The 19,219-nt window shown below is 49.6% G+C and carries 21 protein-coding genes and 4 tRNA genes; 15 read left to right on the top strand and 10 right to left on the bottom strand.

Annotation, left to right across the window (positions count from 1 at the left end):
* Positions 1-25: 25 nt before the first annotated feature.
* The 6 genes from FJ146_03010 to FJ146_02985 are packed head-to-tail and all read right to left on the bottom strand — an operon-like array spanning position 26 to position 4,501.
* Positions 26-1,651, bottom strand: coding sequence for a radical SAM protein (locus FJ146_03010; protein MBM4250914.1), 1,626 nt, complete (start codon positions 1,649-1,651; stop codon positions 26-28).
* The gene (locus tag FJ146_03005; protein ID MBM4250913.1) at positions 1,638-1,931 is read right to left on the bottom strand and encodes a rhodanese-like domain-containing protein; all 294 of its coding nucleotides are present in this window, start codon (positions 1,929-1,931) and stop codon (positions 1,638-1,640) included. Before FJ146_03005 ends, FJ146_03010 begins: the two co-directional genes overlap by 14 nt.
* Before the next feature lie 15 nt (positions 1,932-1,946).
* A complete protein-coding gene (locus FJ146_03000) occupies positions 1,947-2,414 on the bottom strand; it encodes a molybdenum cofactor biosynthesis protein MoaE (GenBank protein ID MBM4250912.1) in 468 nt (155 codons plus the stop codon).
* 1 nt (position 2,415) lies between these two features.
* On the bottom strand, positions 2,416-2,664 hold the full coding sequence (locus FJ146_02995) for a MoaD/ThiS family protein (GenBank protein MBM4250911.1): 249 nt from the start codon (positions 2,662-2,664) through the stop codon (positions 2,416-2,418).
* 31 nt (positions 2,665-2,695) lie between these two features.
* Positions 2,696-4,177: a cardiolipin synthase gene (gene cls, locus FJ146_02990; protein MBM4250910.1), complete on the bottom strand. Its 1,482-nt coding sequence runs from the start codon at positions 4,175-4,177 to the stop codon at positions 2,696-2,698.
* 3 nt (positions 4,178-4,180) lie between these two features.
* Positions 4,181-4,501, bottom strand: a complete 321-nt coding sequence (locus tag FJ146_02985; protein ID MBM4250909.1) for a hypothetical protein — start codon at positions 4,499-4,501, stop codon at positions 4,181-4,183.
* Between the two features lie 192 nt (positions 4,502-4,693).
* Between FJ146_02985 and FJ146_02980 the strand changes: the two genes are divergently transcribed.
* The 5 genes from FJ146_02980 (at position 4,694) to FJ146_02960 (ending at position 7,745) form a co-directional block, all read left to right on the top strand.
* Positions 4,694-4,769: transfer RNA gene (locus FJ146_02980), tRNA-Lys, on the top strand.
* Between the two features lie 25 nt (positions 4,770-4,794).
* A tRNA-Glu gene (locus FJ146_02975) sits at positions 4,795-4,872 on the top strand.
* A gap of 155 nt (positions 4,873-5,027) precedes the next feature.
* The gene (locus FJ146_02970; GenBank protein ID MBM4250908.1) at positions 5,028-6,383 is read left to right on the top strand and encodes a phosphoenolpyruvate kinase; all 1,356 of its coding nucleotides are present in this window, start codon (positions 5,028-5,030) and stop codon (positions 6,381-6,383) included.
* A complete protein-coding gene (locus FJ146_02965; protein ID MBM4250907.1) occupies positions 6,380-6,856 on the top strand; it encodes a hypothetical protein in 477 nt (158 codons plus the stop codon). The genes FJ146_02970 and FJ146_02965 overlap by 4 nt, the downstream gene beginning before the upstream one ends.
* 10 nt (positions 6,857-6,866) lie before the next feature.
* Positions 6,867-7,745, top strand: a complete 879-nt coding sequence (locus tag FJ146_02960) for a hypothetical protein (GenBank protein MBM4250906.1) — start codon at positions 6,867-6,869, stop codon at positions 7,743-7,745.
* A 59-nt stretch (positions 7,746-7,804) separates the two neighbouring features.
* Here FJ146_02960 and FJ146_02955 read toward each other — a convergent pair.
* From FJ146_02955 to FJ146_02945, 3 genes are all read right to left on the bottom strand, one after another.
* Positions 7,805-7,889, bottom strand: a tRNA-Leu gene (locus FJ146_02955).
* Positions 7,890-7,969: 80 nt separating this feature from the next.
* Complete coding sequence (locus FJ146_02950) at positions 7,970-9,655, bottom strand: glutamine--tRNA ligase/YqeY domain fusion protein (protein ID MBM4250905.1); 1,686 nt, start codon at positions 9,653-9,655, stop codon at positions 7,970-7,972.
* A gap of 79 nt (positions 9,656-9,734) precedes the next feature.
* Entirely contained in the window at positions 9,735-10,472 is a 738-nt protein-coding gene (locus tag FJ146_02945; protein ID MBM4250904.1) for an FHA domain-containing protein, read from the bottom strand.
* A gap of 113 nt (positions 10,473-10,585) precedes the next feature.
* Between FJ146_02945 and FJ146_02940 the strand changes: the two genes are divergently transcribed.
* From FJ146_02940 to dnaB, 9 genes are all read left to right on the top strand, one after another.
* Positions 10,586-10,846 carry a DUF1844 domain-containing protein gene (locus FJ146_02940; protein MBM4250903.1) on the top strand — a complete coding sequence of 87 codons (261 nt, stop codon included), beginning with the start codon at positions 10,586-10,588 and terminating at the stop codon, positions 10,844-10,846.
* An 89-nt stretch (positions 10,847-10,935) separates the two neighbouring features.
* Positions 10,936-13,569 carry an AAA family ATPase gene (locus FJ146_02935; protein MBM4250902.1) on the top strand — a complete coding sequence of 878 codons (2,634 nt, stop codon included), beginning with the start codon at positions 10,936-10,938 and terminating at the stop codon, positions 13,567-13,569.
* Positions 13,570-13,654: 85 nt separating this feature from the next.
* Positions 13,655-13,729 (top strand) — tRNA-Gln (locus tag FJ146_02930).
* A 60-nt stretch (positions 13,730-13,789) separates the two neighbouring features.
* Positions 13,790-14,725: a ribose-phosphate pyrophosphokinase gene (locus tag FJ146_02925; GenBank protein MBM4250901.1), complete on the top strand. Its 936-nt coding sequence runs from the start codon at positions 13,790-13,792 to the stop codon at positions 14,723-14,725.
* A gap of 101 nt (positions 14,726-14,826) precedes the next feature.
* Positions 14,827-15,117: a hypothetical protein gene (locus tag FJ146_02920; GenBank protein MBM4250900.1), complete on the top strand. Its 291-nt coding sequence runs from the start codon at positions 14,827-14,829 to the stop codon at positions 15,115-15,117.
* Positions 15,118-15,129: 12 nt separating this feature from the next.
* Positions 15,130-15,672, top strand: a complete 543-nt coding sequence (locus FJ146_02915) for an aminoacyl-tRNA hydrolase (protein ID MBM4250899.1) — start codon at positions 15,130-15,132, stop codon at positions 15,670-15,672.
* 19 nt (positions 15,673-15,691) lie between these two features.
* On the top strand, positions 15,692-16,120 hold the full coding sequence (rpsF, locus tag FJ146_02910; GenBank protein ID MBM4250898.1) for a 30S ribosomal protein S6: 429 nt from the start codon (positions 15,692-15,694) through the stop codon (positions 16,118-16,120).
* Between the two features lie 27 nt (positions 16,121-16,147).
* A complete protein-coding gene (locus FJ146_02905) occupies positions 16,148-16,594 on the top strand; it encodes a 50S ribosomal protein L9 (GenBank protein ID MBM4250897.1) in 447 nt (148 codons plus the stop codon).
* 23 nt (positions 16,595-16,617) lie between these two features.
* Entirely contained in the window at positions 16,618-17,952 is a 1,335-nt protein-coding gene (dnaB, locus tag FJ146_02900; protein MBM4250896.1) for a replicative DNA helicase, read from the top strand.
* A 16-nt stretch (positions 17,953-17,968) separates the two neighbouring features.
* On the opposite strand, the gene FJ146_02895 is transcribed toward dnaB, so the two are convergent.
* Positions 17,969-18,349 (bottom strand): DNA-binding transcriptional regulator Fis, encoded by a 381-nt coding sequence (locus FJ146_02895; GenBank protein ID MBM4250895.1) that lies wholly within the window; start codon positions 18,347-18,349, stop codon positions 17,969-17,971.
* A gap of 276 nt (positions 18,350-18,625) precedes the next feature.
* On the opposite strand from FJ146_02895, the gene grpE reads away from it, so the two are divergent.
* Positions 18,626-19,216 (top strand): nucleotide exchange factor GrpE, encoded by a 591-nt coding sequence (grpE, locus tag FJ146_02890; GenBank protein ID MBM4250894.1) that lies wholly within the window; start codon positions 18,626-18,628, stop codon positions 19,214-19,216.
* Positions 19,217-19,219: the final 3 nt, after the last annotated feature.

Here is a 19,219-nt window from a genome sequence, read left to right as displayed (position 1 = left end):
GCAAACCTATTCTGGTGTATCTAATTCAACCACCAATAGTGCGGAAAGTGGCGACGTTACCGTAGTTTCCGACGTCCAAATAGTGCCGCTCGGGCTTTGTACCAATTAGCTGCTGGACATTCAAGGCGACAGCCTCGGGAGAGGTCATGTCTAGCGCTGAATCTTGGTCGCCAAACAAACAAAGTTTCAGGTTGCCGCGGGCAGTAATCCTTAACCTATTGCAAGTATTGCAGAAGTTTCCAGACAGTGGGTTTATTAGTCCAATTTGGCCGGACCAAAATGGGTGTGCATAATTAACAGCCGGCCCCTCGGGATTCAGGTTTTTCGTATCTTGGTTGACCCTCGCGTACCCTCGCTCGATTAATAGGGGCTCAATGTCCGTGCCGAGTATTCTCTCTCGAGCTGCGAAGCTATGATTGAGGCCAGTATCCATCAACTCAATAAATCTAAGTGTAATTGGAGTCTTGGACACCCAGTCTAGTAGTCTAATAATACTTGACCGAGAACCATTTACCGATCGCATTAACACTGTATTGACTTTGGTCTTGATTCCTAGGGCCGCTGCTTGTTCGATGAGTTGAAGGACTTTTTTTAATTCTTTGCTTTTGGTGAGTTGTAGAAACTCATCCTCGTCGAGGCTGTCGAGACTGACATTCAGATGGGTCAGTCCAGCATTAATCCAAGGCTTTAGATCTCCGATGAGCAGTCCATTGGTAGTTATGGCAATAGTCTCGAATCCCATGGAGTCAGCGACAGCGACAGCCTGAAGACAACTACGATGGGTTGTAGGTTCTCCTCCGGTGAATCTAACTTTTCGAAATCCTAGACGTCTAAAGCCGCCTAGTAGGGTGGTTATTTGCGGCAGCGTCAAAGTCGCTTTATGTCGATACCACTGCGGATATCCTTCTGGTAGGCAATACGTACAGGCCATGTTGCATGCCTCAGTGAGCGAGAAACGCAAGTAATTAAGCCTTCTGCCTCGAAAGTCGAAGAGTGGCTTACCGAAATACTGACTCATGTCACTCAATGTATTGGCATTGACTAGCAATGGATCTGTCAGGCCTGGGGTCTCTGACTCAAAGTTTAGTAGTAGATAAGTGGACTCGCGGATTGCAGAACGCACGCTAAAGGCACCGTTAGCAAGCCGAGTCAAAATCGAGGGAAGGGTAGAGGTGGACCACATAGACGGAAAAGGTAGGGGATCACCGCTCGCGTCGCTAAAGGTAACTACGGATTGTTCAGTCATAGGACCAGCTGCCTGGAGTAGTCTTAGTAAATGGCGTTGACGCACTCCTAACTGGTCGATGGCAACCACCAACACCCGCGGGTTTTTTGCGTGGATCAGTGCCGTAGCAATGCCGGTGAGGGCAGATCTCGGGATTATCGAGTCAATTGCAGATTGGTCTGTCACTATCCTCAACGGCGAGGTTCGTGGTTTGACGGCGCACAAAGAGAGTTCGGTTTCGTAATGACTTTTCTGCGCCGGGTCATGGCAAACAAGTAGTACTTCGGTTGCCTGTCTACCCAACAATCTCAATGTCCGGACGATCAAGCTGTCTTCCCCCGGAGGACGGTAGAGTCCCTTGTCACTGCCAAGGCGACTGGACATTCCCCCACAGAGAATCGCTAGGGTGTAATTATGCATTAACATAGCTGACTAATCCGCCAGCCAGGTAGTAAACAGGCTGCTCAGTCCAATTTGCAACGATCGTAGCTGCCTGGAAACTCAGAAGTCCTGACCTACAATAAAAAATAACTGGCCTTGGAACCACTAACTGCGACCGAAGTTCGTTTATCTGTGACAGAGGCACATGGGTGTGTCCCGGTATACCCTCGTCCCGCCCATGCTCCAATCCCTCACGGACATCTACTAACAGAGCACCATCAGCCAGAAGGGATTCGATCTCACCCTTATAGATCTCTCTAGCCATTAGCCCCAAATCTCCTCAAAGTGCCGGTTCAATCGTATGTTCATGGCACTGACTCCAGGTCACAGTCCCATCATCGTAGTATTCTTTTTTCCAAATGGGAACGCGCTGCTTGATGGCATCGATCACAAACCTACAGCCGCGGAATGCTTCGGCCCTATGACGTGATAGGACGTCGATGTATACGGCGGTTTCACCGATGCAGAGTGATCCCGATCGATGCCACATTCGCACACTAAAGAGCTGAAAGTCGGTCATAGCTTGTGCAGCAATGCGTCGCATTTCCTTGAGTGCGAGAACTTCGTATACCTCATAATCTAGCCGAAAGACCGATTTGCCATGATTGACGTTCCTTACTAATCCCTCGAAACACACAAAGCCACCAGCCGAACCTGTTAATGGCAAGCTACGCCGATGCACGGTTGAATCGATAGGTTCGGGGCTAATGGAGCAGCTTATGTGACCAGATAGGTGGTCGAGTTCCATGCTAACCTCCAGCGACAGGTGGTATGAAAACTATGAAGTCATTTGCTTTTAGTGGATGTGACGCAGTCGTGAACTCATCATTAACGGCGACGCGGACGTCTGTTAACGCCAAGGGGAACGCATATTTTCCAGCTAATTTTAGATATAAATCTCCAGCAGTGGACCCAGTAGGAACTAGAAGGGATTCCTCAGAATGCCCAACTAAGTCCTTAAGTAAGGCGAAGTAGCGAATTTTGACTGACATAGTCATTGTCGAGCTCCGTTTGATACCCCTGAGGGAGCTAAAGTACAGGTGCCAGAAGTCTGGCAACGTTTCCGCGAAGCGCAGCGACAGCCCTTTTCAGAGGTTTTGTTGGTCTAGTCAGCTCGCGGCAGGACTGGAAGTCCTTCTCAAGCATCTTCGCCACGCGCTGATTAAAGGCTTTACCATGGAATAGAACCATAGTCTCGAAGTTCAAATATAGGGCCCTGTTATCGAGATTCATGGTGCCAATCGCAGCCAAAGAGTCATCGACCAAAATTGCCTTTTGGTGCATGAAGCCAGCGGTGAAAAGTAAAACTTTGATTCCACGCGATTGAAGCTCGGAAGCATAGGAGAGTGAAACCCAGTGAACAAACGCATTATCGGAGCGATAAGGTAACATTAAGCGCACATCGACGCCTCGCAAGGCAGCCAATTCCAGAGCGTGCATGATGGCCGGGTCAGGCACAAAATATGGAGAAGCGAGCCAGAGACGCCTTTCAGCTAAATTTGTTAATTGAAGAATAAATAGTAAGCTAACGACGGTCTCATCTGTAGGGCCTGTAGGGACAATCTGGACTATACTTCGATCTTGTGTAGCATGGTCTTCAACATTTAAAGAGGCCTTGGCAGTCTGCAGCTTTAGCTGTTGTCCGGTTGCAAAATACCAGTCTTCAAGAAAAACATCTTCTAGCTGCGTAACTGGAGCGCCCTGGATCTGTACGTGGGTATCCCGCCAATAGCGAAGTCTTGTTTTTCGGGATTTTTTCGCTGCATATTCTTCGCCAACATTAAGGCCACCAGTGAACGCGATTTCGCCGTCAACAATGACAAGTTTACGATGGTTGCGAAAATTCATTTGGAAAAATCGCTTGAAAATGAGGATTGGCAAAAATCGCTCGACATTGACCCCTGCCTTTTGAAGGTCACGCAGGTAGTCCTTGGATAACCAAAAGCTGCCCATGTCATCGTAGAGCATGTAGACAGCAACCCCTGACCTTGCTTTTGAGATCAGAAGCCGCTTTAATTCAAGGCCAAGCCGGTCCGAGCGCAGTATGTAGTACTGAACCATCACATAGGATTTAGCTGCCGAGATAGCTTGGAATATCGATGTAAATGTGTCTTTGCCGTCAACCAGCAGTGTTGCATACCCTCTCTGAGGTTCGAATACAGTGCCGAATTGACGCAATACAGTGGAAAAAATTCGATAGGTATTTCGAATCTCCGCCGGCAAAGTAGCTGGGTCAGGAGGCGCCTCTGGCAACATTAAGGCACCAGCATCAGCTAGCTGCTGCTGGCTGGCGCGGTGGCGCCGCACATATCCCTTAATTCTATAGTCACCAATCAGCAGGTAGGCTGGAACTGCCACAAAGGGTACCACCGCATGTAGCAAAAGCCATGCGATTGAGGCCCCAGGTGACGCCCTATTGCTAACGATCTTAACAGAGTTGTAGACGGCCAATCCATAGATGGCTAATCGAACCACTCCAAAGACATTGGTTGATTCAATCAGGGGCATCATCCGTTACTGCATACGTCGCGCTAGGCTCAAAACTCGTGCACTAGCCTGAGATAGCTCCTCCACCTCAGTCCATTGCGTGCCGTTGTCACGTTGAAAAGTGTAGGATATGAGCTCATGATCCCCCTCGAAAGCATCAACAACATCGGCGACGGCTTGCCGGTGCTCAGCGCTCTGGGGCTTTGCTGATCGGAGTGTTTTAGCCGCCAACGCTAATACACCAATTGCATCGTCTTCTTTTTGATCGCGAAGTAGTGGGATCAGCACATCAATAGCAGTAATGAGATCGCTGGTGGTATCTTTTTGGCTTCGCTTTATGACGGTCATGAGCGGGTCCAGTCAAACAAGTTCAAAGTTTGCGTCGAAAAAATGCCCGATTGAGCAAGCAAAAATCGGTTGAAGTCTAGGCGATAGGAGACGAAAAAGCAATTGCGCTGCCCTCCACATAAAAATCACCGCCTCTAGGTTTTGGCGTTGACACGAATGGTCCCTCCCTGTAGAAAGACGACTCCCTTGATCGGGCCGTTAGCTCAGCTGGTAGAGCAGTACACTTTTAATGTACGGGTCGCTGGTTCGAATCCAGCACGGCTCACCAGGTCCAGGGAGTGTGAGTAGTGTACGTCCCCATCGTCTAGCCTGGCCCAGGACACTGCCCTTTCACGGCAGCGACGGGGGTTCAAATCCCCCTGGGGACGCCATCCTCACGTGCGATAGTCAAAAAGCCGAGATTCAGCCCACGCTGAGTCTCGGCTTTTTGTCATTGGGGGCGCAAAAAAGTGTTATGATTGTGGCTATATAACATCTTCATAGCACACCGGATTACGTAGAGTAATCGGGCGCCAAGTGAGCCAGGATGGATCCAACTTTCGATAAAGCGGTGATCGCAGCCGTCAGCAATAGAGTACATAAAGTGCCAACTGTGGATGTCGCTCTGGCCCAGGTCGGTGGCCTGAGCCAGCCGGTCCATACCTTGTACGGTGGCGCTCAACTATTCAAGAATGGCTCCTTGGCGAAATTGGGCGATTTGGCTAGGGGCCATTTTACGTCATGGGTAGACAGTGACCGTGCTTTGGTGTCAATTCTTGACCTAGAAGAAGATCGAGAAACGCCGTGGTCTACTGTTTACGAAAGTGTCGTAGGCCGCTTGCGGCATAAACCGATCGAGGATTTTAGGATCGATTTTGAGGATGGCTATGGGGCAAGGAGTAGCGAAGAAGAAGACCTAGATGCAATCAGGACGGCCGCCTGTCTAGCTCATGAAATGGAGGCGGATTTCTTGCCGCCCTCATTCGGTATTCGAGTGAAGGCATTTTTGCCCGAGACGGTACAGCGCTCAATCCGGACTTTGGACCTTTTTATGACGCAGTTCCTTGAGGCGACCTCGGGAGTACTGCCATCAGGGTTCGTTGTGACGCTACCAAAGGTTACCCACAAGATACAAGTGGGCGCAATTTCGGATCTCCTCGAATTGATAGAGGGACGTTTCTCTTTAGCTCGTCGCTCCATCCGAATTGAGCTGATGGTTGAAGGTCCTGAAGCGCTTGTGACGGAGCATGGTACTAATCCTTTAAAAGGTATAGTCGGCGAAGCCCAGGGCCGATGTCGGGGGGTGCACTTTGGCACCTATGACTATTCGGCGGCCCTGGACGTCAGTGCTGAGTATCAATCGATGGATCATCCCGCCTGTATCTATGCTTTGCTATCAATGAAAGCGTCGTTACATGGCAGTCGCGTTTGGCTGGCCGATGGTGCAACGAATATCTTACCGCTGCCTGTCCACCGTGAAATTGGAACCCGCCCTTTAACGGTCGGTCAGAAAATAGAAAACGAAGCTCAAGTTAAACGCGCCTGGCAGCAAAGTTTTCGCGCAGTTCATAACTCTTTAAAGCTAGGGCTTTATCAGGGGTGGGATTTGCATCCCTACCAAATCGGTATTCGGCTTGTAGCTCATTACGCATTTTTCCTACGATACCTCCCATCAGCCATGCAGAGGCTAAGTAGCTTCCTCGCCAAGGCTGCACAGGCGACAGCCATAGGGGGCACGTTTGATGATGCTGCAACTGGCCAGGGGTTGCTGAACTTTTTTATCAGAGCTCTTGAACTAGGTGTAATTGGCACGGATCACCTAAAACAAGTTGGAATCACGTCCGAAGAATTGATGTCTCGTTCGTTTATAGGGATCGTTGAAGGGCGGAGGAATATGAAATGAAATATTGGTTACGCATGACCTTTGCTACTTTTTACTCATTAGCCTTATCCTGCACTCCTCCAGCACCGGCGCCTCCAGAGACTGGAAAGAAAAAACCTGGCACCTCATCTCCATCCGGGGCAATGGCACCTGTCCAAGGGACGGCCACTCAAATCGGCACAGGAAGTATGGGAGCGGGTACTATTGGTGCCGGATCATCAATCAATTTGCCGCCTCCTACACAGGCCTCGCCGGCTGGAGGTAATGGCAGTCTCACAACTGGCATGAGCGCAATCTCAAGTTTGATTGGAACTATCCAAGGCGGTGGTGATTTTAATGCGATATTTGGTTCAGTAACTAACCTGATCTCTGCATTTACAGGTGGTTCAGGGGGTGGCGGCACATTGTCAGGTTTCGGTAATTTACTTGGTAGCTTGATTGGTGGTCAACCGACTGTGGCTTCGCCGACCAGCAATCCAACCCAAGTAAGGTGAGGTGTGGTTTATGATTTTTGATTCTAGACAATCCTATCCTAACTTTGTCTGGGCGTTAATGATCGTCGTGTTCGGTGTTGCCTGCAAACCAGCTCAGTCCAAACGCTCACCCGTAAAGACTCTTGATAACGTAGTCGGTGCCGAGGATGCGGCAGTGAATCATCCATGCGGATTAAGTTACGATGGACAAACTGCATTGCCTAAATCAGCTGAAGTCTTGGCTGGTGCACTGACAATAAACAGTCCAGGTGATTCCACCCTTAAAAATGCGGTCATAGGTGCATTAGAGGCGATCCCGCGCCCACTTTTGGCTCTATATTTTCAAGTATTTCGAGGTCGGATTGAAATTGGCGACGCTGCAAAAGAGTGCAGAGCCGCACCTTTGACAAATGCAGAAAAACCTTTGGTCAACGATACGAAAAGACCAAGCTCCTGCTGGCTAGGCTCGGGGGGGGGTCTCCGCATGGTTCTTAGTCCAGAGGCGATTGTTATCAGGTCTAGCTTAGTTAGGCTGTTTGCCTATTGGCACATGGAGTTTTTCATTCAGGGACTGGTTCGTGATGGTGTGCCGGGGGCATTCAAAACTGCCGAATGGCAGACCTATGCGCAGGGCTTCAATCAGGAAAAAATGCGACTCGCTAAGGGGCTGCTTACAGATGTGGCCGCTGCTGGCTTAATGACAGATAAAAGATTGCAAGATTTTAGCCGCAAAGATCCTAACGCTTTTGCTAACCTCGTTTATGCCAATACGATTGATAGCTATTATTGCTCAACTGGCACTAGGGACGAGTTCAAGACAAGATTTCCTGCGACCTGGGCCATATTTACTGATTCTGGGTCACCCTTTGGAATTGCAAAGGAGCTAGGCACGCATGGCGATGAGTTCTGATTAGTTGACTGGACAATCTTGCCGATTGCGAAATGGATCTTGAGCCCATGGGTCAGTATTGGTGCGGACGGTCGGACTTGAACCGACACGGGTTACCCCACTGGCTTCTAAGACCAGCATGTCTACCAATTTCATCACGTCCGCAACTGGCTGACTTATGAGCGCCCTGCAACATATAGCATCACGAGGCTTTGCTCAAGAGTCAGTTCTATAAAATGCGACTACTAAGTCTTCTGTTCTTTTGTCCAGGAGTCTCGGAGGGTTACCGTTCGATTGAATACCAGATTCCCTGGCCTGCTCTCCTGATCGAGACAAAAATACCCCAACCTCTCGAACTGAAACCGTTGTGAGTAATTAGCATGAGCTAAACTCGACTCCAATTTTGCAGCAGCAAGGACCTTCAATGAGTCGGGGTTTACACGATCCTTGTAGTCTCCATCTTTAATGCCACCAGGATTAGCGACGTTGAAGAGCCGATCATACAACCTGACTTCAGCCGTTACGGCGTGGGCAGCCGCAACCCAATGAATGATGCCCTTGACCTTGCGCCCATCAGTCGGATTTTTGCCGAGGGTCTCGGGATCATGGGTGCAGCGCAACTCAATCACCCTACCGTTACTGTCCTTGATGACTTCGCGGCATTTTATGATGTAACCGTATCGTAGCCGAACCTCTCCGCCAGGCACTAATCGGAAATAGCCTTTCGGCGGGTTTTCCACGAAGTCGTCAGACTCAATGTACAATTCGCGAGCGAATGGTAACTGACGGCTACCTAGCGATGGATCTTGCGGGTGATAAGCTGCATTGAGGTACTCAACCTTGTCTATTGGGTAGTCTTCAAGGACAACTTTTATTGGCTGTAGCACACCGAGTACGCGCCTGGCTGAGCGCTCTAGATCCTCGCGAACACAGAACTCTAAAAAGCCCATGTCCACTGTATTGGCTGCCTTGGAGACACCAATGCGCTCGCAGAAATCACGGAGAGCGGACGGCTGGTAGCCCCGCCTCCTCATACCCGAAATTGTGGGCATCCTAGGATCGTCCCACCCACGGACCACGCCCTCGGTGACTAGCTCCTTTAGCTTACGTTTGCTTGTCACGGTGTAACTCAAGTCAAGGCGTGCAAACTCAATTTGCTGTGGTCGTGGAGTTTTAAACTCACACTCGACTAGAAACCAATCATAAAGGGGCCTATGGTCTTCGAACTCAAGGGTACAGATGGAATGGGTGATGCCCTCAATAGCGTCAGAAATGCAGTGAGCAAAGTCATACATGGGATAAATACACCACTTGTTCCCTGTGGCGTGGTGCTCCGCGCGACGGATACGATAAATTGCTGGGTCCCGCATGTTGATATTGGGAGATGCCATGTCAATTTTAGCACGCAAAATATGAGCGCCATCTTCATGCTTACCGTTCCTCATTTCGACGAGAATTCTGAGGTTCTCCTCGATGGGTCGCTCTCGGAAGGGGCTGTTTCGACCAGGCTCAGTGAGCGTGCCTCGATTAGACCGAATATCCTCGGCACTTTGACTGTCTACGTAAGCTTTACCCTTGCGCACCAATAGTTCTGCACATTGGTAAAATTGTTCGAAGTAATCAGACGCGCTAAATAAGCGTTCCTCCCAATCAAAACCTAACCATTTAACGTCAGCCTTGATTGATGCGACGAACTCAGGGTCCTCTGCCACAGGGTTTGTATCATCAAAACGCAGGTTGCATTTACCGCTGTATTCGGTAGCTAAGCCAAAATTAAGACAGATCGATTTTGCATGCCCAACATGTAAGTAGCCGTTCGGCTCTGGCGGAAACCGCGTATGGACTCGCCCACCGAACTTGCCTGACTTATTGTCTTCGTTGATGATGGAACGAATAAAATTCGATCCCGGTGTCTTTTCGGGATGGTTCATACTGGCCTCGTCCGGTGGCTGATCTCAGGTGAGTGGGACAACATCGACGTGCCAATTATAGGGTAGCGCCAAAACTCTGTCAGGTTGTTTTCGCCCGGCACCTGATAAGTACCGACCCAACGCGAACTTCGTCGGTTGGGCGGACAATGTGCATACCTTGGAGCCGCTTGCCGTTCAGGAAGGAACCATTTGTCGATCCCTGATCTTCGATGAATATTTCACCGGAATCATTGACCTTCACCAGGAGGTGCTTCCGAGACATCTCGGGGTCTTGGTCGAACTTTGCGAAGCTCGAAGCGCGCCCTATGAAGAACGATCGCTGGTTAAGCTCGATTTCGTCCTTAGAACCGTCACCATAGGTAACATTGAGTACGATTGAGCCCGTCTGTACCCCTTTAAGTTCGCCTTCTATTAAGGTGTCTACTAAGCTCACTTTTGTATCGGTCATGCCGCGTTGATCGCGACCTTTAAAGATGGTCGAGATATGCCTCACCCTAGATTCCTGTTCTAATTCGAAACGAAACGAAGTCTGACCGATCGTAATAGTATCGCCCGGGTTTAATTTGGATTTAACGACGCGTTCGTTGTTTACGAAAGTTCCATTGGTGCTGTTCATGTCGAAGAGATGGTAGCTGCCGTTGATGTTTTGAATTTGGCAGTGGGTAGAAGATATTTCGTGATCGTTGACGATGATGTCGCCTTTTTCTCTGCCGAAAATTGTAGCATCCCGGCGTAGTTTGATTACCTCGCCAGGTGTTGTCGACGAAAGTGCATGTAGCACTCCCCGTAGATCTTCATTTGGGTTCTTACTAGCCATGGCACCTCGGGCTGACCTAGTGTGAGTATCGGAACATATATTGCCCGACTTAAATCGGCCTTTTTCCTGTACAGATTTTTCGTTAGCTTTTTTGCCTAACAAGGGAGGACACCATGGCTGAATCACATGCCGAACCCGTTGATTTTTCGGCTTTAATTCTCGGATTTTCGTCGGCGGCGTTACATTACTTGGGGCTCGCTCCGGCACTGGGCAAGGGACCGACGATAAATCTGGCTCTGGCAGAGCAAAACATTGAAATCATTAAGATGCTCCAAGACAAAACTAAGGGAAACCTAAGTCCAGAAGAGGCGAAATTAGTCCACCAGCTGCTCGCTGACCTACAGGTCAAGTGGGTGGAGGCCTCTCGTCCCTGATTAAGGGACCTCCGTCCTAATGATTGATCCATTCTATGCCGATGCCTCAAGTGCGGGAAATGGTCCCGTAATGTCGGGCGGGTGGGTTTATGGACGTCAATTTATACGATTTCAGCTGCCAAAAAGCCCTCTATCAGGGACTGCAATACGCCCGTAGCTTCGGTCACCAAGCGCTCGAGGTCGAGCATGTGGCTTTAGCCCTGCTGCGCGCTGGCGGCGTTGAATTATCTGTCGCATCGAGACTGCAGCGGCATATAGAAGCCTACCTAAGCCGGGCCCCGCGAGTGTTGGGACAGGTGAAGGTAGTCTTCGGAACCCGCTTGGATCAGGCCTTAGATCAGGCCGAGGCTCGGTCGAAACCTAAATTAGTACCTGCCCGAATCCTGTGGGAAGAACTTCAAAAGCAATCGACCCTGATCCAAAACTTCACGACAAGGGCTGCAGAAGAGGCAAGCGCCCAGAGTATTAGAGACGCCGCCTTTGAACCGATGGTTACCCGACAAGCTTCTGGCGAGGGTGTAGCGACAAGCAGCGGTAAGGCTAAACGTGAAGTCGAGGTTCCGATACCGCGGAAAGAGGAAGATGAATTTGATCAAGAGTTGCGACAGTACACTATCGACATATCGGCCACTGCGGAGCGAGGTGAGTTAGATCCGGTAATCGGTCGTGACATGGAAGTCAGACGCGTCCTGGAGATTCTCGGGAGAAAAAAGAAGAATAACCCACTACTAATCGGTGAGCCAGGTGTCGGGAAGTCCGCAATAGCTGAAGCATTAGCCATAAGGATTGCGTCAGGCGCCGTACCTGAAAGTATGCGCGGCAAGAGAGTTTTCTCATTAGACCTAGGCGCTATGCTGGCAGGTGCGAAGTACAGAGGTGAATTTGAATCCCGTATGAAAAACCTTCTAAACGCCGTGGCTTCGCTGAAGGGCAAGATCATTCTCTTTATCGACGAAATTCACATGCTCGTTGGCGCGGGCAATCACGAGGGAAGCGCAGATGCTGCCAACTTGCTAAAACCGGCTTTAGCACGCGGAGAATTACAGTGCCTGGGTGCGACAACTATCGATGAATATCGAAAATATATAGAAAAAGATGCGGCATTAGAGCGTAGATTCCAGCCAATAAATGTCGAGGAACCAACCGCGCAAGCTGCTCTGGCGATCCTACGTGGTTTAAAGAGCCACTACGAGATTCATCACGGTATCCAGATTGCCGACGAGGCGCTTGAGGCAGCAGTATCACTATCAGTGAGGTATGTCCCACAAAGGAAGCTACCCGATAAAGCGATCGATCTTATCGATGAAGCTGCAAGCCGTCTCCGGTTGCAGGTGGACAGCGTACCAGCAGTTTTAGATGAACTAGCATCAGAAATTAGCCAAATTGAAGTGGAACGAAAGGCTATTAGCCCACAGGATAAGGGTCAAATTGCTGCTCTTGCCAAACTAGAGGCGAGACTAGAAAAGGCCCAGCTGGCGCATGCCAGTTACGACGAAATTTGGCGGTCACATCAGAATCTCTTACAGCGACTTCGTGTGGCCGAGAAAAATCGTCTTGAAGGTGTAGAGCTCTATCGTAGCGCTCGTTCCAATTCAAACTTTGATTTTGCGGCGCGTTTGCAATTCGGTGAGTTGCCGAAGCTGAGTCGGGAGACCGACAAGATCAAATTAGAGCTCGATCGCTTACAACAAGCGCATAACTTTTTACGCCGCATAGTTGGTGCTCGTGAAATCGCTGAAATCATCGCTCTCTGGACTCGCATTCCAATTAGTAAACTTATGGAGAAGGATAACAGCCGGCTCTTGACTTTGGAGGCTAGGCTAGCCACCCGAATTTATGGGCAAAATGATGCATTGTATCGGATTGCTCAAACGCTCAAGAGAGCTAGAGTCGGTGTCAACGATCCGAGGCGGCCCTTAGGAGTCTTTCTCTTTCTCGGACCAACCGGTGTCGGAAAAACTGAAACGGCCAAGGCTCTGGCGGAGGAGCTTTTTTCTGACGAGTCGAAAATTATACGAATCGATATGTCAGAGTTCATGGAGCAACACCAGATCGCGCGACTGATTGGAGCTCCGCCCGGGTATGTTGGCTTCGGTGACGGCGGGGAGTTGACTGAGGCTGTCCGGCAGCGACCTTATGCAGTCGTTTTATTAGATGAGATTGAGAAGGCTCACCCTAGAGTTTTGGATCTGCTCTTGCAAACTTTCGATGACGGAAGACTAACAGATGGCCGAAGTCGCCTAGTGGATTTTCGTAACACGCTTATCATCATGACTTCTAACTTAAGTTTGGATCGCATCGTGGATCCAGAACGTGCCTCCGACGAGTCAGTCCGAAGAAACCTGGCTATGAAACTACGTCCAGAGTTTGTCAATAGAATCGATGAGGTAGTTGTATTCAAGCGCTTAGGTAAGGTGCAGTTGCGCCTAGTCCTGAAGCGGTTGCTGGGGGAGCTGAACCTGCGCCTAGCAGACCGCCAATTTATAATCCGTCTCGGGCACCGGCTGCAAACAAGGCTACTGACAACTGGAGCCGAGGACATAATGGGTGGCCGCGCGATTAGGAGAGATTTTACCAGATTGGTAGTCGATGCCGTGTCAGAGCGGGTGTTAGCATATCCTGGGTTGGCAAACGGAACCTGGCAGCTCGACCTAGACCGGGGTGGCAGAGCTGTTTGGACCTATGACCACCGTCGGGACTATTATTTGCCACCAGCAGGTTGAGAAAAATCTCATCGCAGTTGACACCTGGGTACGCCACAATATATTTAATGCCTCCACAGAGTGGAGCGTAGGTCTCTCCTGATAGTGGGGCGTCGCCAAGTGGTAAGGCACCGGATTTTGATTCCGGCATTCGAAGGTTCGATCCCTTCCGCCCCAGCCAATCTAATTTCATGTATTCCTGGCACAGAATCAAGCTTACCTGCCTCTTTTGGAGCTAGACATGGACGCAGAGTTAATTGTTTTCTCCGGCAACGCAAATCGTCCGTTGGCTGAGAAAATCTGCGATTGGCTAGATATGCCCCTAGGTGAGGCTGTTGTATCCCAGTTTGCCGACGGTGAGACAAGGGTCGAGCTCAACAGTAACGTTCGCGGTCGAGATGTCTTTATCGTTCAGTCGCTATCGCGACCAGCTAATCAGCACTTGATGGAAGCAATGATTATGGCTGACGCCGCCCATCGCGCTTCAGCTGCTCGTGTTACACTTGTGGCCCCGTATTTTGGCTATGCACGACAGGAGCGAAAAAGCGCCCCGCGTACACCAATTTCAGCCAAATTGGTCGCCGATTTATTGCAGACGGCCAACTTCAATCGCGTTCTCACCCTGGAACTGCACACCTCTGCCATTCAGGGTTTTTTCAATATTGCCGTAGACCATCTATATGCCAAGCCAATCTTCAGCACTTATTTTCGTAGGATGGAAAATCTCGTCGTAGTCTCCCCGGACGCCGGGGGGGTGGAAAGAGCTAGGGCGATGGCCAAGCACTTTAACTGTGGGTTGGCGATCGTGGATAAGCGTCGTGACAAACCAAACGAGAGTGCCGTGATGAATATCATCGGCGATGTAAAGGGTAAAAACTGTTTAATCATTGACGATATAGTGGATACGGCAGGTTCATTGACTAAGGCTGCAGACGCTCTTTTTGCTGCCGGCGGACTTTCTGTACGAGCAGCTATAAGCCATCCCGTGCTGAGCGGTCCGGCAATAGAGAACTTAGAGCGCTCTAAGCTAGAGGAACTGGTAGTCACCGACTCGATTCAGCTGCCTAGCGAGGCTAAGAAGTGTTCAAAAATAACCCAATTAAGCATAGCTGAACTCATGGGTAAGGCCATCCGTCGAATCCACAACGATGATTCCATTAGCGCTTTGTTCATATAAGCAATTGAAACTAAAGAGAAAAGAAAATCCTCTGCGAACATAGTTGAAAGCTTTTCACCTTCCCGCTATAAGACCTGCCTCTATACTGTTGGAGTTGTGTGATGTCGAATAAGAAAGATGTGTCCATTGAGGCAACGCTGCGTACTGGTTTAGGTAAGAGCTACACTCGTAAGCTGCGCCGTAATGGCAAAGTACCTGCTGTCCTGAATGCCAAGGGCCAATCCACATTGTTGGAGCTGGATCCCAAATTGCTCTCAAAAGCTTGGCGTGACTGCGATAAACAATTTGATCTGTTGGTTGACGGCAAGAGCCAGCGGGTTCGTATTACCGAGCTCCAAGTCGATCCAGTCAAACGCTTGGCATTGCACGTCGATTTGGCCCCCCTGACCTAAGTCGTTGTAATTATGAAGTTAATCGTTGGGCTTGGTAACCCTGGCCCGAAGTACAAAGAGACTCGCCACAACGCTGGATTTCTTATGGTTGATCTGCTTGTGGCTAACTCTGGTGCCTCGTGGGAAAGTGGGCAGGCTAAATTCAACGGTGACATTGCCAAGGGCATTGTGTTAGGGCAGGCGTGTGTATTTCTGAAGCCGATGACCTTTATGAATTTGAGTGGTCGATCGGTAGGTGCGGTCCAAAGGTTTTTTAAAATCAATCCCGAGGACACAATCGTTTGTTTTGATGACGTTGATTTGCCGTCAGGCAAGGTACGAGCTAGGGAAGGTGGTGGCCACGGCGGTCACAACGGTGTTAGAAGCATCATCGAAGAGACTGGAAATAATAATTTCCATCGGTTGAAGCTGGGTGTCGGGCGTCCGCCCGACAACAGAGATACGGCAGACTGGGTGTTGAGTGAGTTGTCAGACACAGAGTTAAAAGCTCTGGGCGAGGAGATGCGGTCCGAAGTTGAGCTTCGGTTGAAGCAGATTTTCGATAAGCAAAAGTGAGTAACTCTCTTGCTGGCAAATAGTTTGCTGGCTGTTTAATCCGAAAGGGAGATGGAAGTTGTTAAGAGAATACGATTTTACGATCATCACTAAAGGGGATCTCCCGGAAGCCGAGGCTCTAAAAGTACTTGAAGGGTACGAAGCCTTGATGATCAAGGACGGCGGACAGATTCTTAAGAAAGATGCTTGGGGCAACAAAAAGTTGGTTTATCCAATAAACAAGTGCTTCCGTGGCAACTATGTAAATTATGACTTTGTTGGGACGCCGGCGAACCTTGCCGAGATGGAACGCTTGATGCGCATTGATGACAATGTCTTACGTCACCTTGTAGTCAAGTTGGAATCAGGGGACGGTGGCATTGACGTAGAAGCCCGTAAGGCCGAGCTCGCGAAACAAGAGCGTGAAGCTCGTGAACGCGATCTTGAGCAGAAGCGCCGCAAAGAATAAATTGGACTGCCGGTTGGGGATAAGGTCATGAAATTAATCTTAACGCAAGAAGTGTCGAACTTGGGTTCGATTGGCGACGTTGTTAATGTTCGCAATGGCTATGCACGTAATTTCTTGTTGCCTCGCGGCCTAGCCGCAGTGGCTAACGAGGAAAACAAAGCAGCTTTGGCTCATCACAAAAGGGTGCTGGACAAGAAGCGCGAGAAGGTGCTCGCTGCAGCTAAGGAATTAGCTGCGAAGATCGAGAAAACCTCCGTAACCGTTGCCAAGCAGGTCGGGGAAGATGAGAAGATTTTCGGCTCTGTAACGGTCGCCGAACTGGAAGCTCAGCTGCAGGCCGAAGGGCTTAACGTGTCTAGGAAAGACATTACCATTCTTGAGGAGATCAAGAAGGTCGGTGTTTACACAGCTCAAGTTAAGCTGCACAGTGAAGTAGTTCCTAAGTTCAAAGTTTGGGTCGTTGCCGCTCAGTAACATTCGTACCGTTAAGAGTAGCTATGACAGCACAGGTATTGGCGCCGCCACATTCCCTTGACGCCGAGAAGGCGGTTTTAGGGGCTGTTCTTCGGGACGCGGACGCCTTTAACCTGATTGCAGATAAACTTTCTGCTGAGCAGTTCTATCTCGACGCTCATCGCGACATTTTTGAAGCGATGTGTGAGTTGTATCAGCAAAATGAACCCACAGACATACTAACAGTTGCCGAGCGACTGCGCCGTGGTCAAGCCGATGACGATTTTCTCGGGCCGGCGTACCTGGTTGAGCTAACTGAGAACTCACCGTTTACTCAGAACGTAGAGTACTATGCTCGAGTAGTCAGCGATTACTATTATCTCAGGAGGATCATCGACGCCTGTCAGACCACCGTCAAAAAGGCTATGGCCTATGATGGCGAGGTCTCAGGGTTCATTGAGGACATCGAAAAAGAGTTTATAGCTATCGCTAATCAGCAGGATACTGGCGGTATTTCTACTACTCACGAGGTTCTTGATAAGACTATCACTGAAATCGAAAATAGGTTGAACAGTGATGGTCAGATGACCGGTGTGCCGTCTGAATTTATTGACTTGGATCGTAATACAGGTGGATGGCAGCGAAGTGACCTCGTAATCTTAGCTGCGCGTCCAGGTATGGGTAAGACCGCTTTTGCTCTAAACTGCTGTATCAATGCCGTTAGAGCAGGAAAATCGACGGTCGTTTTCACACTTGAAATGTCGAAAACTCAGTTGATGGAGCGGATAATCGCAAGTGAGGCGAGGATTGACTCATCACGAATGCGGAAGGGCGATCTGAACGAGGAAGAATTGGATAGGTTGATGCATGGCACGCGAGCGATTGCGACGATGCCTGCTGTCCTTGGTATAGACGAGACACCTGGTATCTCGCTGCTTGAATTGCGCTCGCGCTGCCGTCGTTTTAAAAAGGAGCATGGACTCGATCTGATCGTCATCGACTACCTGCAATTGATGGGGCCGTCCGGAACAAAAAAGTATGAGAGTAGAGAGCGCGAGATTTCTGAGATCTCTGGGGGACTGAAGGCGTTAGCCAAAGAGCTCAACGTTCCTGTAATCGCACTTGCTCAGCTCAATCGAGGGGTTGAAAGTCGGCCGGACAAGGTGCCCAAATTGAGTGATTTGCGAGAGTCTGGCTCGATGGAGCAAGATGCCGATATGATACTATTTTTGTATAGGGACGAGTATTACAACCCAAACTCAGAAGATGCGGGCAAGGCGATGATACGCATCGCCAAGAACCGACATGGGTCCCTGCAGGACATCTACGTCGCCTTTGCCCCAAACTTTCTAAAATTTACGAACCTGCAGCAGTCCTAACCGCGTATTCCAGCGTTCAAACATTGAAGCCATAAAGCTTCATTTTTTTTCGCAACGTGTTGCGATTGATGCCAAGTATTTTCGAGGCGTGTACCTGATTGCCACCAGTACGCCTTAGGATCTGTCCTAGTAGGGGTTTTTCTACTTTCTTCATGATCAGTGCGTGGAGATCCTCGGGGTAAAAGGTCCCGATCTGATCCAAGAACCTACTGATCTTTAGTTCTACAATGGACTCGAGCGAGTGTCTATCCAGCCGATTAGCGAGCTCAGCGTCAATCTGACCGAGTCCTTCGGGGCGACTAGACTGCGCAGCACCGTGAACCTCGGGCATTTCACGGGAGGGTTCCGCAGTTGCGGCTAGAGTTGAGTTCTGCGCAGACGCGCGGACAGGATCCACAAGATAACTCCAAGATTTTGACCAACACTGTTGGCAGAGGCCATCAGATGGTGCCAATTTCAGAGAGGAATTTTGTAACAGTGGGGTCTAGGAAGTGTCAACATTCAAGAGGCATATTTTTTTCGTAAAATGTACTGGCCGGTCCCTTTTCCTCAGCCACAGACATGATACGATAGACAATGTACCTACCCCACCGCGGCTTACCCTTGCCCAGAATTCTTTGATGACTTATTAATTCCTATGCATTGAACCTAGAGAATACTTGGGAAATAAGTCATGCAAGCAGATCAAAACAATACTCAAACTGACCCTAGCATCCCGAAAGACGTTCAAAACAGCTCACATCAGGTGGACTCTGGGGAGACGAATCCTCAGTCAGAACCAGGTGACGATGAAAGAGCGAAACTGCAAGACGAGATCAAGGACCTGAAGGATAAATATGTTCGAGTTCATGCTGACATGGAGAACATGCGACGTCGCCAGGAGCGAGAGCGTTTAGATTTAATGAAATTTGGGCTTGAGACGATTTTTAAGGACCTGCTTCCCGTGCTCGATAGTTTCGAAAAGGCGATACCCGAAGATTGCAGTGTCAAGGCACTGACAGACCCTGCCAGTGTTGAAGCGTTTGCGGAAGGAATGATCATGGTCCGCCGTCAGCTAGTCGAAGTCTGCTCTAAGCATGGTCTAGAGCCCATCGTCGCAAAGGATGCACCATTCGATCCGCACTTGCATCAGGCAATACAGCGAATTGATTCTGCGGATGTTAAGATCGATACCGTTGGAAACGAGTATGCTAGAGGATATCAATTGCACGGTAGGCTAATTAGACCAGCTATGGTGAGTGTGCTGACACCATCTGGTGGTTGAAAA

The organism is Deltaproteobacteria bacterium (genome assembly GCA_016874735.1).
Taxonomy (GTDB): Bacteria; Bdellovibrionota_B; Oligoflexia; order Oligoflexales; family CAIYRB01; genus CAIYRB01.
The sequence above is the reverse complement of the archived record's forward strand: the minus strand, read 5'-3'. Positions and strand labels throughout refer to the sequence as shown.

Coding starts and splice junctions, on each gene's coding strand:
- FJ146_02950 (MBM4250905.1), bottom strand. CDS start 9,655: ATGAACCATCCCGAAAAGACACCGGGATCGAATTTTATTCGTTCCATC.
- FJ146_02995 (MBM4250911.1), bottom strand. CDS start 2,664: ATGACTATGTCAGTCAAAATTCGCTACTTCGCCTTACTTAAGGACTTA.
- FJ146_02960 (MBM4250906.1), top strand. CDS start 6,867: ATGATTTTTGATTCTAGACAATCCTATCCTAACTTTGTCTGGGCGTTA.
- FJ146_02970 (MBM4250908.1), top strand. CDS start 5,028: ATGGATCCAACTTTCGATAAAGCGGTGATCGCAGCCGTCAGCAATAGA.
- dnaB (MBM4250896.1), top strand. CDS start 16,618: ATGACAGCACAGGTATTGGCGCCGCCACATTCCCTTGACGCCGAGAAG.
- FJ146_02965 (MBM4250907.1), top strand. CDS start 6,380: ATGAAATATTGGTTACGCATGACCTTTGCTACTTTTTACTCATTAGCC.
- FJ146_02925 (MBM4250901.1), top strand. CDS start 13,790: ATGGACGCAGAGTTAATTGTTTTCTCCGGCAACGCAAATCGTCCGTTG.
- cls (MBM4250910.1), bottom strand. CDS start 4,177: ATGATGCCCCTGATTGAATCAACCAATGTCTTTGGAGTGGTTCGATTA.
- FJ146_02945 (MBM4250904.1), bottom strand. CDS start 10,472: ATGGCTAGTAAGAACCCAAATGAAGATCTACGGGGAGTGCTACATGCA.
- FJ146_02920 (MBM4250900.1), top strand. CDS start 14,827: ATGTCGAATAAGAAAGATGTGTCCATTGAGGCAACGCTGCGTACTGGT.
- FJ146_03010 (MBM4250914.1), bottom strand. CDS start 1,651: ATGTTAATGCATAATTACACCCTAGCGATTCTCTGTGGGGGAATGTCC.
- FJ146_02915 (MBM4250899.1), top strand. CDS start 15,130: ATGAAGTTAATCGTTGGGCTTGGTAACCCTGGCCCGAAGTACAAAGAG.
- FJ146_02905 (MBM4250897.1), top strand. CDS start 16,148: ATGAAATTAATCTTAACGCAAGAAGTGTCGAACTTGGGTTCGATTGGC.
- FJ146_03005 (MBM4250913.1), bottom strand. CDS start 1,931: ATGGCTAGAGAGATCTATAAGGGTGAGATCGAATCCCTTCTGGCTGAT.
- FJ146_02935 (MBM4250902.1), top strand. CDS start 10,936: ATGGACGTCAATTTATACGATTTCAGCTGCCAAAAAGCCCTCTATCAG.
- FJ146_02985 (MBM4250909.1), bottom strand. CDS start 4,501: ATGACCGTCATAAAGCGAAGCCAAAAAGATACCACCAGCGATCTCATT.
- grpE (MBM4250894.1), top strand. CDS start 18,626: ATGCAAGCAGATCAAAACAATACTCAAACTGACCCTAGCATCCCGAAA.
- FJ146_02940 (MBM4250903.1), top strand. CDS start 10,586: ATGGCTGAATCACATGCCGAACCCGTTGATTTTTCGGCTTTAATTCTC.
- FJ146_03000 (MBM4250912.1), bottom strand. CDS start 2,414: ATGGAACTCGACCACCTATCTGGTCACATAAGCTGCTCCATTAGCCCC.